We start from the raw sequence: 14605 nt of genomic DNA on the forward strand, positions 1-14605 counted from the left end.
AAAACGTTACCCTATGCAACTGAATTTCCCGCACTTGTCTGAGGTTACCTCCGTGTTCTCCCAATTCGCCCTGCATGAACGCCTGCTTAAAGCCGTGGCCGAGCTTAAATTTGTCGAGCCAACCCCGGTGCAGGCCGCGGCCATCCCCCTGGCCCTGCAAGGGCGGGATCTGCGTGTGACTGCGCAGACCGGCAGCGGCAAGACGGCAGCCTTCGTACTGCCACTGCTCAACCGTCTGGTCGACCTCAGCGGCCCGCGTGTCGAGATTCGCGCGTTGATCCTGCTGCCGACCCGTGAACTGGCCCAGCAAACCCTCAAGCAGGTGCAGCTGTTCTCGCAGTTCACCTACATCAAGTCGGGCCTGGTGACTGGCGGCGAAGACTTCAAGGAACAGGCCGCCATGCTGCGCAAGGTGCCCGACGTGCTGATCGGCACCCCGGGTCGCCTGCTCGAGCAACTCAATGCCGGCAACCTCGACCTGTCCCACGTGCAGGTCCTGATTCTGGACGAAGCCGACCGCATGCTCGACATGGGCTTTGCCGAAGACATGGAGCGCCTGTGCAAGGAGTGCGAGAACCGCGAGCAGACCTTGCTGTTCTCGGCCACCACGGGTGGCGCAGCCCTGCGCGACATCATCGGCAAGGTGCTGAAAGACCCTGAGCACCTGATGCTCAACAGTGTCTCGCAACTGGCCGAAGGCACCCGCCAGCAGATCATCACCGCCGACCACGACCAGCATAAAGAGCAGATCGCGCAGTGGTTGCTGGCCAACGAAACCTTCGACAAGGCGATCATCTTCACCAACACCCGCGCCATGGCCGACCGTATCTACGGCCACCTGGTGGCCAAGGATGTGAAGGCTTTCGTGCTGCATGGCGAAAAGGACCAGAAGGACCGCAAGCTGGCCATCGAGCGTTTCAAGCAGGGCAGCTCCAAAGTGCTGGTGGCGACCGACGTAGCAGCCCGTGGCCTGGATATCGACGGCCTGGACCTGGTGATCAACTTCGACATGCCACGCAGCGGTGACGAGTACGTCCACCGTGTGGGCCGCACCGGCCGTGCCGGTGGTGAAGGCCTGGCGATCTCGCTGATCACCCACAACGACTGGAACCTGATGTCGAGCATCGAGCGCTACCTCAAGCAGCAGTTCGAGCGCCGGGTCATCAAGGAAGTGAAGGGTACCTACAACGGGCCGAAGAAAGTCAAAGCCTCGGGCAAGGCGGCCGGCAGCAAGAAGAAAAAGGTCGAGAAGAAAACTGGCGACAAGAAAGCTGCCGCCAAGCGCAAGCCTACTGCCAAGCCGAAGGCCAACGCGCCCCTGGCCAGTGCTGACGGCCTGGCACCGCTTAAGAAGCGCAAGCCTGCTGCTGAATAAGACTCACGCCGGCCCTTTGCAGAAGCGACGCAAACTCGCATCTGCGAAGGGCGTGCGCAGGCGACGAACGATCACTCCGCCTTTTTCTCTGCCTGCTTCAACTCCTTGATCCGCTGGTCGATCAGCTGACACTTGTCGGGCAAGTCCTTGCTCGCCGTCCCCAGATCCATCCCCTGGAGCTCATCATTGATCTCCTTGGCCTTTTGCGGGTTCTGCTCGGTCAACTGAGTGACCAGCCCGGCCAACTCCTCACGTTTTTGTGTTGCTTCTTCAGGTGTGCAGGCCCAAGCGGGCAGGGCGCAGAGCAGGGCAGTGGCACAGGCTATGGGCAGTAGCGGTTTCATCCTTTCAACCTCCGGCGGTGGTGATGCCCGGTGGAGGGCTGTGGGGGCAGGGAAGTTCAGGGCTTGCGACCGATGGAAGATTCTTTGGTGGTGGTAGTCCGTTTCTGAAACGCTCCCGTATCTCTCCAGCGCCGTTGAGCAGCACGCTACATCGCTCTAGTCTCGAAGGAAAAGAGGGGGTATTGTATGTACAGCTGTAAATACAGGTCGTCCCATGTTCTTTGAATGGGACGAAGGGAAAAACCAGAGCAATATCCGCAAGCACGGCATCGACTTTGCCGACGTTCCTGACATGTTCAATCATCCCATGCTGATCCGGCGTGATGAGGATGTGGAATGTGCTGAAGAACGTTGGGTCAGCCTAGGATGGCTAAAGGCGCTGATAGGTGTCGTCGTGTACACGGAGAGGCGGGGTGAGGTGATACGCATCATTTCTGCAAGAAAAGCCACCAAACGGGAGGCCAGGTACTATGACCAAATCATCGAGAACTGACTGGAGCCGCCTGGCCCGACAGGACGACAAGGATATCGACACATCAGATATCCCTGAACTGGACCAGGACTTTTTCCGCCAGGCCGAGCTGCGCGTTCCCGCCAAGCAGACGGTGACCATTCGACTGGACTCAGATGTCCTCGCCTGGTTCAAGGAGCAGGGTAGCGGCTACCAGACCCGGATCAATCAGTTGCTGCGCCAGTACATGCAAGCGCAACAACGCCAGCGCTAAGCGCTTCGGAACGCTTGGCAACCCTGGCAGGTCCCAACCTGTGTACCCCTTTCGTCCACAGCAGGAGCCCGTAGCCATGAGCATCACCTACGACTGGGACCTGATCGAACGCTTGCTGCACGAAGTGCAGAACGGCGCCGGTCACAGCTTCACGCCCCGCCCTTATGCCGAACAGCATGCTGCGGCATTGGCCGCCAAGGGTGAGCCGGTGGGTGACGTGGATCACCTGAAAACCCGTGCATGCGAGTATGAAAAGCTGCTATTCGAGCGCGGATTCATTGAATGCCGGCCTGAAGAGGACGGCGGCAATGGCGAAAACTTCGTCCTGACCGAACGCGGCTCGCGCTTGATGAGCCTTATCGACAGCAGCATCCCCGGCTTCGAGCACCCGCGCCAGGTGCTGGATGAGCAGGAGGATGCGCTGGACGAAACGACATTCGAACAGGTATCTGCGAAGGCACAGATTGCTTGAGGTCGTTTTAAGGCTGGCAAGTGCAGCGCTCGAAACCCGATAATCGGTAGCTCCTGAACGCTGCCGAGCCTTGCCCATGCCTACGATCACCCCAGAGGCCCGCTTATGAGCGCGGTCCGCAAGAACCCTGACGCCTTTGCCTTCCAGGTAATGCTGGGGCTTTGCCTGATCTGGGGTTGCCAGCAGGTACTGATCAAGACCGCTGCGGTCGACATTGCCCCGGTGATGCAGGCAGCACTGCGCAATGGCATTGCCGCTGTACTGGTAGGCCTGATGCTGTGCTGGCGGGGAGGCTGGGAGCAGGTCGGCAGCACTTGGCGCGCAGGGGTGGTGGCGGGCGGGCTGTTCGGGGTGGAGTTTCTGTTCATTGCCGAAGGACTGAAACTGACGTCGGCGGCGCACATGTCGGTATTCCTCTACACCGCGCCGGTATTTACCGCCTTGGGCCTGCATTTTCGGCTAGCCAGTGAACGCTTGCGGCTGCTGCAATGGCTGGGCATTCTGCTGGCCTTCGGCGGCATTGCCATGGCCTTTGCCGGTGGCACTTCGTTCGAGGACATGGACAGCCGCACCTTGCTGGGTGATGCCTTTGGCGTGATCGCCGGGCTGGCCTGGGGCGCGACTACGGTGGTGGTGCGTTGCTCACGGCTATCGGAGGCGCCGGCAACCTTGACCCTGTTCTATCAGCTGGCGGTCGGGTTTGCCGGGCTGCTGCTGATTGCCCTGGTCAGCGGGCAGATCGGCGCGGTGTCGCTGACGCCGCTGGCGATGGGCAGCGTGTTGTTCCAGGGGATTGTGGTCTCATTCATCAGCTACCTCACCTGGTTCTGGTTGCTGCGTAAGTACCTGGCGTCGAACCTCGCGGTGTTTTCCTTCATTACCCCGTTATTTGGGGTGACCTTTGGTGTATTGCTGCTGGATGAGCCGCTCAGTGCGAATTTCGTGGTCGGGGCGTTGATGGTGTTGCTGGGGGTGATCCTGGTAAGTGCCGAGCCTTGGGTGAAACAACAATTGCGGCGGTTGGTAGGGTGATGGATAGCCTGTACCGGCCCCTTCGCGGGCGGCCGGAACAGGCTACATCGACTCAGGATGCAACCTTGGCCTGACAGGCGCTTCCCTGCTGTGCATTACCGGGCAGTTGGACCAACACTCCAGCCACCACCAACCCGCCCGCCGCCAGCATCAATGCGGGTTGCAGCCCGCCGCTGTAATGGCTGCTGAGCGCGGCCAGCAGCGGCCCACTCAACTGCCCCAAGGCAAAGCACGCGGTCAGCAGCCCGGCATTGCGCTGTGTGGCATGTGGCGCCAACTCGCGCGAGCGTTGCATGACCAGTTGCATGCAGGCCAGGAACGGCCCGCCACACAGCGCAACACCCAGCGCCAGCCCGATCCCTCCACCCATCAGGCAGGCCAGCACACCCAGCCCTTGCAGCCACAGGGTGGCAGTCAGCCAGGCTGAAGTGTGGCCACCACGGCGCACGCTCACCAGCAAGACGCCCAGCGCCGCCGCCAGGCCAAACGCCGGCCAGAACAGGTCAGCCAGCCACTGCCCGCGAAACTGCTGATTGGCCATCTGTGACAGAAAGGTGGCCGGCAGGATGTAGCCCAAGCCATACAGGGCATACACCAACCCCAGGCGGCCAGTGCCGACACTGCGCGTCGGGCCTTGTTGCACTGGCGACTGAGCCGGTGCCGCTTGTAATGCCCGTGGCAACCACGGCCGCACGGCCAGCAGCATCACCAGGGCAGCCACGGCATAGATCAGCCACAGCGCTGCCGAGCCCAGCCCCTGTACATGTGCGGCCAGTGCCAGTAGCCCGGTCACGGCAATACCCAGGCCAGGCCCGGCGAATACCAGCGCTCCCAGGCGTTGGCGGTTGTGGGCATTGGCTACTTGCTGGCTGAGGCTGGTGATCATCACCAGCACCCAGGCGCTGGCTACGCCGGTGCCAAAGCGCAGCAGCAGGTGGCCCCAGAAGCCGTCGGCAGCCCATGAGGCCAGGGTCAGCAGCACACACAGCCACAGCCCCCCATGCAGGCGCAGGCGTACCTGGCCTGGCGAGCGGGCGAACATGGCGTCCACCGCACCCACGAAGTAGCCAAGGTAATTGGCCGCCGCGACCAGCCCGGCGACTGTCAGGTCGAACTGACCTTCGGCAATCAGTTGCGGCAGTTGCGGGGTGAGGGCGAAACGGCCGATGCCCATGGCCATCATCAGCGCCACGGCGCTGGCGAGCAGTTGAATGAATGGCGACATGACAGGTCTCCTGCGCGGATATAAGCGATGGATGGCAGGTTAGGACGGTTTGTTTTTCAATAAAATTGAATAATGATGATCAAGTTATTCTGTTTTGGAGAATGCTATGGAGTTCAGCCAACTGCGCATCTTTCAGGCCGTGGCCGAGGAAGGCTCGGTTACCCGCGCCGCAGAGCGTCTGCACCGGGTGCCATCAAACCTCTCCACGCGCCTGCGCCAGCTCGAGGAGCAGTTGGGCGTCGAACTGTTCCTGCGCGAACGCCAGCGCCTTCAGTTGTCGCCAGCAGGCAAGGTGCTGCTGGACTATGCCAACCGCATGTCAGCCTTGCGCGACGAAGCGCTGGCCGCCGTGCGTGGCGGTCAGCCGGCTGGTGACTTCGTACTGGGGACCATGTACAGCACGGCGGCGACCCACCTGCCGGGGTTGCTGGCGCGCTATCACCAGGCTTACCCGAAGGTGAACCTGCAAGTGCGTGCAGCACCCAGCGGCGAGTTGCTTGAGGGGCTGCTGAACCACACCCTGGATGCTGCTCTTGTGGACGGGCCACCGAGCCTTGCCGGGCTTGATGGCGTGCCGCTGTGCGATGAGCAACTGGTACTGATCACCAGCCCCGAGCACCTGGCGGTACGCACCGCCAAGGACGTGGCGGGCAAGGCGGTGTTCACCTTCCGCCAGGGCTGCTCATACCGCATGCGCCTGGAGGCCTGGTATGCCCATGCCCATACGCCGATGGGGCGGGTGATGGAGATCGAGTCATATCAAAGCATGTTGGCCTGTGTGATCGCGGGCGCGGGTGTGGCGATGATGGCCCAGTCGATGCTCGACAGCCTGCCTGGCCGTGACCGGGTGAGGGTGCACCCGCTGCAGGCTCCTTTCGATCAGGCGGTCACCTGGCTGATGTGGCGCCAGGGCATGCGCGGGGCTAATCTGCAGGCATGGATCGACCTGCAACAAAGCGAAACGATTAACCAGTCGTCGGAATCCACCGCCACGGCTTGATCCGCGTCAAAATGGCCCTTATCTGTAGGAACAGAGGAATGCGTAATACAGGACATCGGGCTATGATCTGTATGAAACATCGCAGGATTGATTTGCCGTGAGGCTGACCCGTCAAGGGGGCATTATGAATAAACCACTGTCAAACTGGCTCCACGACCTGGCCGTCGCCTTGGGGCTGATTCCACCACCCTTGCAGCCGGTGCCGATCCCGACTGATGAAGAGCAGCGCAAACGTCAATCGCGTCGTCGCTGATTAACGACAGAGGCCGCTGCACCCGAGTGTGTGCAGCGGCCTTTTTGTGCCTGTTGATTGTCTATTGCCTGTACTGGCTCTTTCGCGGGCAAGCCCGCTCCTACAAGTGAAAGGGCCGGTACAACGGTCAGGCCAGCTTCACCGCCGCCACCGACTTGCGCGACACCAGGCTCACCACTACAAAGCTCACCAGCCCTACTGCCAGGCTGTAGTAGATCGGCGTATTGGCCTCCAGCCCGTCCAGGAACATGAACAGCAGGGCGGTGGCAAAGCCCAGCGACATGCTGGCAATCGCGCCTGCGGTGGTCGCACGCTTCCAGAAGATCGCCCCGATCAGCGGGATCAGCATGCCGCCGACCAGCAGGTTATAAGCCAGGGTCAGGGCGTTGATCACATCATTCACCACCAGCGCGATGCCCAGCACCACCAGGCCAGTGAGCAGGGTGAACAGGCGGCTGGTACCCAGGCTCGACTGCTTGCCGCCACGCAGCTTGGGCAGCAGGTCTTCGGTCACGGTGGTCGAGGCAGCCAGCAGGCCGGCACTGGCGGTGGACATCATCGCCGCCAGGGCCGCGGCCATCAGCAGGCCACGGATGCCATCGGGCAGGGTGGTCTTGATCATCTCGGCAAAGGCGTTGTTCGGGTTGGCCAGGTCGGGCATCAGCACGTGCGCAGCCATGCCGATCGCAGCACAGGCCAGGCCATACAGCACGCAGTACACACCAGCGGTGGTACCGGCACGCTGACAGACCTTTTCGTCACGGGCGGTGAACACCCGTTGCCAGATGTCCTGGCCGATGAGGATGCCGAAGAAGTAGATCAGGAAGTAAGTGATGATGGTGTCCCAGCCAATGGTAGTCAGCTGGAAGCTGGCCGCTGGCAATTTGGCCACCAGGGTGTCCCAGCCACCGGCCTTGTACAGGCACACTGGCAGCAGGATGAACATCAGGCCGACGGTCTTGATCACGAACTGGACGATATCGGTCAGGGTCAGCGACCACATGCCACCGATGGTCGAGTACAGCACTACCACGCCGCCGCCGAGCATCAGAGAAGCCCAGAACGGCAGGTCCAGCAGCACCTGCAGGACGGTGGCCATGGCCAGGGTCGAGGTGACCCCAATCATCAGCGCGTAAGCCAGCATGATGACGGCGCTCGCCTGGCGTGCGGTGGGGTTGTAGCGTTGCTCCAGCACCTGAGTCACGGTGAAGATGCGCAGGCGCAGCAGCGGTTTGGCGAGGAACAGGTTGATGGCGATGATGCCCAGGCCAAGGGCTGCGCACAGCCAGAAGCCGGAAATGCCGTGGACGTAGCCCAGGCGCACGGTGCCGACGGTGGAGGCGCCACCGAGTACGGTGGTGGCCATGGTGCCCATGTACAGCACCGGGCCGAGATTGCGCCCGGCTACCAGGTAGTCTTCATGGGTTTTCGCGCGTCGCATGCCATACCAGCCAAGCCCTAGCATGCCAGCGGTGTAGATCATTACAACAATGATGTCCAAGGCCATTGGGGGTCTCCCGATTATCTTTATTATGGCGAGATCGACCGCGCGGGCGTTTGCACGGCGCCCGGCGGTCTTTTCTTGTGTTGGCGGGCCTCAGTGGCCCTCCCTCATGGCTCCTGCCGGGGTAGAGCGGTATTAGCGACGCACCACGCCAGGTAGCACGCAGAGCATCTCGAACAGCAGGTTGGCACCGAGCAGCGAGGTGTTGCCGGTGGTGTCGTAAGGCGGGGAGACTTCGACAAGGTCACAGCCGATCAGGTCCAGGCCGTGGCAGCCGCGAATGATCTCCATCGCCTGGATGGTGGTCAAGCCGCCGATTTCCGGGGTTCCGGTACCGGGCGCCCAGGCCGGGTCGATGCCATCGATGTCGAAAGACAGGTAAACCGGGCCACCGCCGACTTTTTCCCGCACTTCGGCCATCAGGGGCTCCAGCGACTTGTGCCAGCACTCTTCGGCCTGGACCACGCGGAAGCCCTGGCGACGGCTCCAGTTGAAGTCATCGGCGGTGTAGCCCTGGGCGCGCAGGCCGATCTGCACCACGCGCTCACAGTCCAGCAGGCCTTCTTCCACGGCGCGGCGGAAGGTGGTGCCGTGGGCGATTTTCTCGCCGAACATGTGGTCGTTGACGTCGGCGTGGGCATCGATGTGCACCAGACCGATCTTGCCGTGTTTTTTGTGCAGCGCACGCAGGATCGGCAGGGTGATGGTGTGATCGCCCCCCAGGGTCATGGGAATGACGTTGTGCTCGACGATCTCGTCATACGCTTCTTCAATGATGCGCACGGCGTCCAGCAGATTGAAGGTGTTGATTGCCACATCGCCGATATCGGCGACCGACAGCGAGTCGAACGGGGCGGCACCGGTAGCCATGTTGTACGGGCGGATCATCACCGATTCGGCGCGGATCTGCCGTGGGCCGAAGCGGGTGCCGGAGCGTAGCGAGGTACCGATATCCAGTGGCACGCCGATGAAGGCAGCATCCAGGCCTGCGGCGCTTTGCAGGTGGGGGAGGCGGAGCATGGTGGCGATGCCGCCGAAACGCGGCATTTCGTTGCCGCCCAGTGGTTGGTGGAGAGTCTTGTCCACGGTGGGCCTCATCAGTCGGTCGATTGTTGTGTTTGTTCGAACCTGTGCCGCCGCGCGCCATTCATGTGTGGTTTGCCGGCGGGCAGGGACATTTCGGCCAAGTCTGCTCAAGGTAGTGCCCGGGAAGAATCGCTACCGACAAATACTTAGTTCAGGATTTTCTGAACTAAAGGCGTGTGGAGCAGTTAGACTGCGCGCACATACCCTTGTGGAACCGTTGCACCATGGCCTCGACCTTGCCCGACCTGAAACTGCTGCGCATCTTCATCAGCGTGGTGCGCCACCAGGGCTTTGCCAACGCCCAGCGCGAGCTGAACCTGTCGACCTCGGCCATCAGTACCTACATGAGCCAGCTGGAGGGTGCTTTGGGTATCGTGCTGTGCCACCGTGGTCGGGGCGGCTTCAGCCTTACCAGCAAGGGCGAGCTGTTCCATCAGGAAACCCTGCGCCTGCTGGCCGAGCTGGACGGTTTCGAGCAGTATGCCGCCGCCCTCAAGGGTGAATTGCGTGGCACCCTCAACCTTGGGGTGATCGACTCCACTGTCGGTGACCGCGCCTTGCCGCTTGCCGAAGCCATCGGTGCCTACAGCCAGGAGCACCCAGCGGTGCACCTGCACCTGTCGGTGTCCAGCCCCTACGAGCTGCAACTGGGTGTGCAGGACAACCGCCTGGACCTGGCCATCGGCGCGTTTTCTTCGCGGATGAGCGGCTTGCTCTACCAGCCGTTGTACCGCGAACAGCACTGGCTGTACTGCAGCAGCCGCCACCCGTTGTATGCCGAGCGGCGCATCCCCGAGCAGGTGGTGACCCAGCAGCGCATGGTCGGGCGTGGTTACTGGAGCCAGGCCGAACTGGCCCGGCATGGCTTCAAGCACAGTGCAGCGACGGTTGAAAGCATGGAGGCGCAGCTGATCCTGATCCTTTCCGGGGCCTACATCGGCTACCTGCCCGAGCACTACGCCCAGGCCTGGGTCGACAAAGGTGATTTGCGCGTGCTGTCGCCGTCGACCTTTGGTTACCAGGCCCCGTTCTCGCTGATCATTCGTCGCGGTCGCAGCCGTGAACCGTTGATCCAGACCTTCCGTGACCTGCTGAAAAGCCAGCTCAACGTGGGCTGAGATGCGACGCATTCATGCATTCCGTCGGGAGGGGGTTAAATTCCGGTAAACGCTGGCCGCTAACCTGATAGCGCTCTGCTACATATCAACTTGCGCTGATGATTTCCCCTCATTTCATCCTGCAAGGATCGCCCAAGATGCGCATGAATTTGCCCGTCACTGAGCACGAAAGAACCTTCCCCGGCGATCAACGCCTTATTTCCACGACTGACCTCGACAGCCGAATCACCTACTGCAACGACGCCTTTGTAGCGATCAGCGGCTTTACCTACGACGAGCTGGTCGGCCAACCGCACAACCTGGTGCGCCACCCGGACATGCCGCCGGCAGTGTTTGGCCACATGTGGGAAACCATCAAACAGGGCAAACCCTGGATGGGCATAGTCAAGAACCGGGCGAAGAACGGCGATTACTACTGGGTAAGCGCCTACGTCACGGCGATATACGAACAGGGCCGGATCAGTGGCTACGAGTCGGTGCGCTCGGTGCCCACGCGCGAGCAGATCCGCCGTGCCGAGGCACTGTATGCGCGCTTGCGCGATGGCCGCGGGCCAGTGCCTTGGGCTGCCCGCCTGGGGCACGGCCTGGGCCATGGCTGGCCGCTGATCGGCGCCGGCCTGCTGTCGGCGGCGGGTTACCTTTGGCTGCCACCCTATGCCGCACTCGCGGTGCTGATGGCAAGTCTGCTGCTGGCGTGGTACTGGGTCGAGCATCGGCAGAACCAGGCCATTCGCCGCACGTTGGCTGAGCATCCCAGGGCTTTTACCAGTCCGTTGGTGGCGCTGACCTACAGCGACAACCCGGGCCTGCAGGGCCAGCTCGACCTGGCCATCATCAGCGAGGAAGCCCGCCTGCAAACGGCCCTGACCCGGCTGGTGGATGCCGGGGTCGGGGTAAAGTCGCGGGCGGCGCAATCTTCCGACCTGTCCGATGCCCAGGCGCAGATGCTCGACCGGCAGCGCAGCGAGACCGACCAATCCGCCACGGCTATCGCACAGATGGCGGCAACCATCCAGCAGGTCACCCACAACGTGCAAAGCACGGCACACGCGGCAGGTGATGCCGACCAGCTGGCGCAGCAGGGCAGCGAGCTGGCCCTGAAGAGCCTGCAAGCCATGGGCAGCATGAGCGATGCGGTCAATGACATTGGTCAGGCGGTCAACGCCTTGGCCGAGCAGACCCAGTCGATTGGCAGCGTGGTCGACGTGATCACTTCGATTGCCGAGCAGACCAACCTGCTGGCGCTTAACGCTGCCATTGAAGCGGCGCGCGCCGGTGAGCAAGGGCGTGGGTTCGCCGTAGTGGCTGATGAGGTGCGGTCGTTGGCGCAGCGTACCCGCGCTTCGACCGAAGAGATTCACCATATCATCGCCTCCTTGAGGGCCGGGGCGGAGCGAGCGGTCAGCACTGCTAGCCGGGGTGAGCAGATTTCCCGGGACAGTGTGCACAGTGTCGAGGCGGTGCAGGCGGCGCTGAGCGGGATTGCCCAGGCGGTCAGCCGCATCACCGGCATGAGCCAGCAGATGGCCACGGCATCGGAGCAGCAGACCCATGTGGCAGAAGACATCAACCAGCAGATCGTGAGGATTGCCCAACTGTGCGACCAGAGTGCCGGGCAAGCCAGGCAAGGCGCGGAAATCAGCCAGGACCTCGAGCGCATGGCGGAGTACCTGCACAGCCTGGCTGAAAGGTTCAACCGCTGAAATCACGGGGCCCGCAAAGCGGGCCCCGGTTATGTGGCAAACTGTCCCCGCCAAGGAGACCGCCATGCCCAGACCCCGCTGCGAGCGCTGCCAGCGCCCGCTCGACCATTGCCTATGCCCATTGATTCCCGCGCTCGATAGCCGTACCCGCGTGGTCCTGCTGCAGCACCCCAGTGAAACTGCCCACGCCCTGAACACGGCGCGTCTGGCTGCCCTTGGCCTGAACAATGCCGAGCTGCGGATTGGGGAGGTATTCGATGACCTACATGACCTGCTCGCCACCCCCGGATACCACCCGGTGCTGCTGTTCCCGGGCGATGACGCGCAGGAGCTGACAGCGTATGGCGAGGCGGGTGACAAACCTTTGTTGCTGATCGTACCCGACGGCACCTGGCGCAAGGCGCGCAAGCTGCTGTACCTGAACCCGTTGCTGGGGGGGCTGCCACGGGTGACGCTGGGGCAGGTGGCGGCTTCGCGCTATCGGTTGCGCAAAGCGCCGGAGGCGGGTGCAGTGTCGACGATCGAGGCGGTGGTCGGGGCGTTGAACACGTTGGAGCAACCGGCCTGCTTTGACGCACTGCTGGCGCCGTTCGAGGCGTTGATCGAGGGGCAGATCAGGGCCATGGGGGTAGAGACGTTTCAGCGTAATCATGGCCGCGAGTGAGGGTTGGGGCTGCTTTGCAGCCCATTCGCAGCACAAAGCGGCCCCGCTATCTCAAACCCGCTCAACGCATCTCAGGCAGACGCGCCTCTGTGCGTACTTCGGTAGTCGCCAGCGCCTCTGGCGGCAGCGAAATATGCTGTTTGCTCAGCAATTCACCCATGGTCGCCAGTACGCGGTAGCGTGAGAACTCTTCGGTATAACGCACCTCGGTGTAGCGGCGGTCGGCGTTGTACAGCTCGTTTTCACTGTCGAGTACGTCCAGCAGGGTGCGCTGGCCCAGGCCGAACTGGTCCTGGTAGGCCGCACGCACACGCTTGGTGGTCTCGGCGTATTCACGCGCAGTTGGCAGCTGCTTGCTGGCGTTGTTCATGGCGTTCCACGCCAGGCTCAGGTTCTCGGTCAACTCCCGCAGGGCGTTGTTGCGAATGTCCAGTGCCTGGTTGATCTTGTGCGCGTCGGACTGCAGGCGAGCCTTGTCGCTGCCGCCGCGGAACAGGTTGTAGTTCATCTCCACGCCAGCTTGCCAGTCGTTGTTGTTGTGGCCTTTTTCGCCGCCGGTGTTGTTGTTGGCACCAGTTGCCAGAATGGCGTCGAAGCGTGGGTAGAAGGTCGACTTGCCCACTTCGTACTGCTTCTCGGCGGCGTTGACGTCAGCCTGGGCAGACTTGATATACGGGTTGTTCTGACGCATGCCATCGCGGGCTTCTTCGAGGGTGCCTGGCACCTCGCCCTTGATGGTCTGCGGGCTTTCCAGCTCGTCCGGGGCACGGCCGATCACACTGAAGAAGTTGGCCTCGGCATCGGCCAGGTCGACTTCGGCGGTGTCCAGGTTGTTTTCTGCCAGGGCGCGACGGGCGCGGGACTGGTCGAGGTCGGCGGTGCTGCCGACGCCGCGCTCGTTGCGCAGGCCAATCTGGTCGTTGACGCGCAGGTGAGCTTGCAGGTTGTTCTTGGCCAAGGTCACCAGTTCACGGCGTTTTAGCACTTCCAGGTAGACCTCGACTGCACGCAGGGCGACATCCTGGGCGACGGCCTGGGTGTAATAGGCGCGGGAGGTAGAGACCGCCTCGGTGCGGCCCACTTCATTCGCGGTGTTGAAGCCGTCGAAGATCATCTGCCGCAGGCGCAGCTCGGACTGGGTGTAGTTGAGGGTTTCCTTGTTGTGATTACCCGCTGCACGGGTAGTGGCGTTGTCCGAGCGCTGGCGGCCGTAACCGGCAACCAGGTCCACGGAAGGGTAGTAGCCACCACGCGCGAACTTCACGTCTTCATCGGCCGACAGCTTGCTGTTACGGTTGGAGCTGACTTGTGGGTGGTAGTCCACGGCGCTTTGGACAGCCTCGGTAATCGACATCGCCTGTACGTTGGCACTCGCCAGGGCCAACAGTAAAGCACTGGTGATGGGGTTCAAAACGCGCATGGTACATCTCCCTGATCCTGGAATTGATCCTGCTGCTCGCCAAAAAAATGACGATAAACTTATCGCATATAGTGTTGCAGGTTTTTAACAACACAGCTAAGTACATTCAACGCGATAGATAAGAAGATTTATTCATATCAAATTGACATATAAGACTTTTATTGTCTAATAATTTTGCTTTAAGGGGCAGGGAATGGCGGTGCTGAATGCTATGAAAGCCAATGAGCACAAGGGTTGTGCGCGGTTCCAGAACTAATTCAGATAAAGAGGGCGCCCATTAGGCGAAAGCGATATTTGGCGACAAAATATTGTCACTTTGGCCTGTGCAGCGTTTTCAGGCTGAGAATGTACAGGGTGACCAGTACGGCACTGGTCAGCATGAAGGTACGTGCCCAGAATAGCGGGACCAGGTAGCACGACAGGCCAATGCTGGCCCACATCAGGCCGATGGCGTAGACCTTGCCCTTGAGGGGGATGCCTTCACCACTGAGGTAGTCACGGATCCATGGCCCCAGCTTGGGATGATGGACCAGCCAGTGGTGAAAGCGCGGCGAGCTGCGGGCAAAGCAGGCCGCCGCCAAAAGCAGGAAGGGGGTGGTGGGCAATACCGGCAGGAATATCCCCAGCACCCCCAGCGCGACGCTGAGCCAGCCGGTAGCCAGCAGCAGGTAGCGCACAGGTTGC

At 61.8% G+C, this 14605-nt stretch carries 15 protein-coding genes; 9 read left to right on the top strand and 6 right to left on the bottom strand.

Annotated features, from left to right (window positions below; all coding sequences use genetic code 11):
• Positions 1 to 13: 13 nt before the first annotated feature.
• On the top strand, positions 14 to 1375 hold the full coding sequence (locus GST84_07040; GenBank protein XGB12130.1) for a DEAD/DEAH box helicase: 1362 nt from the start codon (positions 14 to 16) through the stop codon (positions 1373 to 1375).
• A 71-nt stretch (positions 1376 to 1446) separates the two neighbouring features.
• On the opposite strand, the gene GST84_07045 is transcribed toward GST84_07040, so the two are convergent.
• Entirely contained in the window at positions 1447 to 1719 is a 273-nt protein-coding gene (locus GST84_07045) for a hypothetical protein (GenBank protein ID XGB12131.1), read from the bottom strand.
• 214 nt (positions 1720 to 1933) lie between these two features.
• On the opposite strand from GST84_07045, the gene GST84_07050 reads away from it, so the two are divergent.
• From GST84_07050 to GST84_07065, 4 genes are all read left to right on the top strand, one after another.
• Complete coding sequence (locus tag GST84_07050) at positions 1934 to 2212, top strand: BrnT family toxin (protein XGB12132.1); 279 nt, start codon at positions 1934 to 1936, stop codon at positions 2210 to 2212.
• Complete coding sequence (locus GST84_07055) at positions 2190 to 2444, top strand: 3-oxoacyl-ACP synthase (protein XGB12133.1); 255 nt, start codon at positions 2190 to 2192, stop codon at positions 2442 to 2444. Before GST84_07050 ends, GST84_07055 begins: the two co-directional genes overlap by 23 nt.
• Before the next feature lie 76 nt (positions 2445 to 2520).
• On the top strand, positions 2521 to 2916 hold the full coding sequence (locus GST84_07060) for a transcriptional regulator (GenBank protein ID XGB12134.1): 396 nt from the start codon (positions 2521 to 2523) through the stop codon (positions 2914 to 2916).
• A 105-nt stretch (positions 2917 to 3021) separates the two neighbouring features.
• Positions 3022 to 3948: an EamA family transporter gene (locus GST84_07065; GenBank protein ID XGB12135.1), complete on the top strand. Its 927-nt coding sequence runs from the start codon at positions 3022 to 3024 to the stop codon at positions 3946 to 3948.
• Positions 3949 to 4000: 52 nt separating this feature from the next.
• Here the strand turns inward: GST84_07065 and GST84_07070 are convergent, their stop codons facing one another.
• On the bottom strand, positions 4001 to 5173 hold the full coding sequence (locus GST84_07070; GenBank protein ID XGB12136.1) for a YbfB/YjiJ family MFS transporter: 1173 nt from the start codon (positions 5171 to 5173) through the stop codon (positions 4001 to 4003).
• Between the two features lie 106 nt (positions 5174 to 5279).
• Between GST84_07070 and GST84_07075 the strand changes: the two genes are divergently transcribed.
• Complete coding sequence (locus GST84_07075; protein ID XGB12137.1) at positions 5280 to 6173, top strand: LysR family transcriptional regulator; 894 nt, start codon at positions 5280 to 5282, stop codon at positions 6171 to 6173.
• 380 nt (positions 6174 to 6553) lie between these two features.
• Here the strand turns inward: GST84_07075 and GST84_07080 are convergent, their stop codons facing one another.
• Both GST84_07080 and speB read right to left on the bottom strand, forming a co-directional pair.
• Positions 6554 to 7933: a sodium:solute symporter gene (locus GST84_07080; GenBank protein ID XGB12138.1), complete on the bottom strand. Its 1380-nt coding sequence runs from the start codon at positions 7931 to 7933 to the stop codon at positions 6554 to 6556.
• Between the two features lie 132 nt (positions 7934 to 8065).
• Positions 8066 to 9016 (bottom strand): agmatinase, encoded by a 951-nt coding sequence (gene speB, locus GST84_07085; GenBank protein ID XGB12139.1) that lies wholly within the window; start codon positions 9014 to 9016, stop codon positions 8066 to 8068.
• A 224-nt stretch (positions 9017 to 9240) separates the two neighbouring features.
• On the opposite strand from speB, the gene GST84_07090 reads away from it, so the two are divergent.
• The 3 genes from GST84_07090 (at position 9241) to GST84_07100 (ending at position 12501) form a co-directional block, all read left to right on the top strand.
• Complete coding sequence (locus tag GST84_07090) at positions 9241 to 10134, top strand: LysR family transcriptional regulator (protein ID XGB12140.1); 894 nt, start codon at positions 9241 to 9243, stop codon at positions 10132 to 10134.
• A 137-nt stretch (positions 10135 to 10271) separates the two neighbouring features.
• Positions 10272 to 11837 carry a PAS domain-containing protein gene (locus GST84_07095; protein XGB12141.1) on the top strand — a complete coding sequence of 522 codons (1566 nt, stop codon included), beginning with the start codon at positions 10272 to 10274 and terminating at the stop codon, positions 11835 to 11837.
• 64 nt (positions 11838 to 11901) lie between these two features.
• A complete protein-coding gene (locus GST84_07100; GenBank protein ID XGB12142.1) occupies positions 11902 to 12501 on the top strand; it encodes a DTW domain-containing protein in 600 nt (199 codons plus the stop codon).
• A gap of 61 nt (positions 12502 to 12562) precedes the next feature.
• Here the strand turns inward: GST84_07100 and GST84_07105 are convergent, their stop codons facing one another.
• Positions 12563 to 13921 (bottom strand): TolC family outer membrane protein, encoded by a 1359-nt coding sequence (locus GST84_07105; GenBank protein ID XGB12143.1) that lies wholly within the window; start codon positions 13919 to 13921, stop codon positions 12563 to 12565.
• A gap of 311 nt (positions 13922 to 14232) precedes the next feature.
• On the bottom strand, positions 14233 to 14598 hold the full coding sequence (locus GST84_07110) for a DUF454 family protein (protein ID XGB12144.1): 366 nt from the start codon (positions 14596 to 14598) through the stop codon (positions 14233 to 14235).
• Between the last annotated feature and the right edge of the window lie 7 nt (positions 14599 to 14605).

The organism is Pseudomonas putida, assembly GCA_041879295.1.
Taxonomy (GTDB): domain Bacteria; phylum Pseudomonadota; class Gammaproteobacteria; order Pseudomonadales; family Pseudomonadaceae; genus Aquipseudomonas; species Aquipseudomonas putida_Y.